This window comes from Nonomuraea sp. NPDC049784 (assembly GCF_040659615.1).
GTDB lineage: Bacteria > Actinomycetota > Actinomycetes > Streptosporangiales > Streptosporangiaceae > Nonomuraea.
Window position 1 is genome coordinate 1 of sequence record NZ_JBFAMX010001016.1, and the last position, 2,349, is coordinate 2,349.

At 72.8% G+C, this 2,349-nt stretch carries 3 protein-coding genes; all 3 read left to right on the forward strand.

Annotated features, from left to right (window positions below):
- Window positions 1-414: helix-turn-helix domain-containing protein (locus tag AB0J09_RS62570; RefSeq protein WP_360713697.1), on the forward strand; the 414-nt coding region annotated here is incomplete at its 5' end.
- Between the two features lie 122 nt (window positions 415-536).
- Complete coding sequence (purB, locus tag AB0J09_RS62575) at window positions 537-1,967, forward strand: adenylosuccinate lyase (protein WP_360713699.1); 1,431 nt, start codon at window positions 537-539, stop codon at window positions 1,965-1,967.
- Window positions 1,964-2,349, forward strand: a 386-nt coding sequence (locus AB0J09_RS62580) for a hypothetical protein (RefSeq protein WP_360713701.1), incomplete at its 3' end; no start/stop codon positions are given. The genes purB and AB0J09_RS62580, both read left to right, overlap by 4 nt.

A 2,349-nucleotide genomic window follows, 5' to 3' on the forward strand; every position in this document is an offset into this window, starting at 1 on the left:
GCCCAGCCGCTCGCCCGCGCCGAGCTCAGCCGCCAGCAGGCCGAGCAGGCGCTGGCCGTGGCCGTCGCCGATGCCGAGCCCATGGTCGTCTTCGGCGAGCTGGCCACCGGGCGGCTGGTGCTGCAGCGACTCGACTCGGCTGCGCAGGCGGCGCTGCGTTCACCGTTGCTGCCGCTGCTGGACAACCCGGTGCTGCTGCGGTCGCTGCAGGTGTTCCTCAGTGAGAACGCCGGCTGGGAGGCCGCCTCGTCACAGCTCGGCATCCACCGGCACACGCTGCGCCAGCGCATCGCCCGGGTGGAGGAGCTGACCGGGCTGTCGATCAACGCCACCGAGGACCGGGTGATCGCCTGGCTGGCGCTGCAGGCGCTGGCGACCCACCAGCCGCTGCTTCACCGAGATCGACGCAGTTGACGCAGGGCGTCACCGAGGACCGCCGCGAAGGTCCTCACCCCGGCCTCCTGATCGGGGCCCGCCGGAGCGCCCGTACGGCCCGGTGCCGTGCGGGCGCCGGCGTGTCAATAGACTTGTCCGACGTGACGTCCAAGCCGCGTATCCCGAATGTCCTGGCCTCCCGTTATGCCTCGCCGGAGCTGACCCGCCTGTGGTCTCCCGACTACAAGGTCGTCGCCGAGCGGCGGTTGTGGCTGGCGGTGCTGCGGGCGCAGGCCGAGCTGGGGGTGGCCGTCCCCGAGGGTGCGATCGACGACTACGACAAGGTGGTCGAGCAGGTCGATCTCGACTCGATCGCGGCCCGCGAGCGGGTGACCCGGCACGATGTGAAGGCGCGCATCGAGGAGTTCAACGCTCTGGCCGGCCACGAGCAGGTGCACAAGGGCATGACCTCGCGCGACCTGACGGAGAACGTCGAGCAGCTGCAGGTGCGCGACAGCCTGCTGCTGGTGCGTGACCGGGTGGTGGCGCTGCTGTCCCGCCTGGCGCAGCTGGCCGTCGAGCACGAGGCCACGGTGATCGCCGGCCGTTCCCACAACGTGGCGGCGCAGGCCACCACGCTGGGCAAGCGGTTCGCCACGGCGGCCGACGAGCTGCTGGTGGCCTACCGGCGGCTGGAGGAGCTGATCGGCCGCTACCCGCTGCGCGGCATCAAGGGCCCGGTCGGCACCGCTCAGGACATGCTCGACCTGCTGGGCGGCGATCGGGGCAAGCTGGCCGAGCTGGAGGGGCGGGTGGCCGCCCACCTCGGCTTTTCCGAGCGTTTCACCAGCGTCGGGCAGGTTTATCCGCGCTCGCTGGACTTCGAGGTGGTCAGCGCGCTGGTGCAGCTGGCGGCGGCGCCGTCGTCGCTGGCCAAGACGATCCGGCTGATGGCCGGGCACGAGCTGGTCACCGAGGGGTTCAAGGAGGGGCAGGTCGGCTCGTCGGCGATGCCGCACAAGATGAACACCCGTTCCTGCGAGCGGGTCAACGGCCTGGCCGTGGTGCTGCGCGGCTACGCCTCGATGGCCGGTGAGCTGGCGGGCGACCAGTGGAACGAGGGCGACGTGTCGTGCTCGGTGGTGCGGCGCGTGGCGCTGCCGGATGCGTTCTTCGCCTTCGACGGGCTGGTGGAGACGATGCTGACGGTGCTGGACGAGTTCGGCGCCTTCCCCGCGGTCATGTCCGCGGAGCTGGACCGCTACCTGCCGTTCCTGGCGACGACGAAGATGCTGATGGCGGCGGTGCGGGCCGGGGTCGGCCGGGAGACGGCGCACGAGCTGATCAAGGAGCACGCGGTGGCGGCGGCACTGGAGATGCGCTCGCGCGGTGCCGCCAACGAGCTGCTCGACCGGCTGGCCGCCGACGCCCGTTTCCCGCTGGAGCGCATCCAGCTGGACGGGCTGCTGGCCGATCGGGTGTCGTTCACCGGCGCGGCGGCCGACCAGGTGGAGGCGGTCGCGCAGCGGGTGGGCGAGGTCGTGGCGGCGCACCCGCAGGCGGCCGCGTACCGGCCCGGCGCGATCTTGTGACGATCCTCGAGCTGCGCCACATCCGCCAGGTGCGCCAGGCGTGCGGCGACGACGACCTGCTGGTATGGGCGGCGCAGGGCCTGCGCGGGGGCGCGCGGGCGTGGGCGCTGGGGGACGCGGTCGTGGCGGCCGGTCCCGGCGCGTCACGGCGGGACCGGCTGGGCGTGTGGGGCGGCGTCTCGTGCGCGGTGGAGCTGGTGGGCCACGCGCTCGCCGAGCTGGGCCCCTCGTTCCGGCCGTTCGGGGAGCGGGAGCTGGTACGCGAGGTGACGGCGAAGCTGGACGGGGTGGAGCCGGCCGGGGAGTTCTCCTGGATGAGCCTGCACACGCTGGAGGGTGCTTCGCCTGATGAGGTGGGCTGGCTGGAGCCGGCCGCCGACGC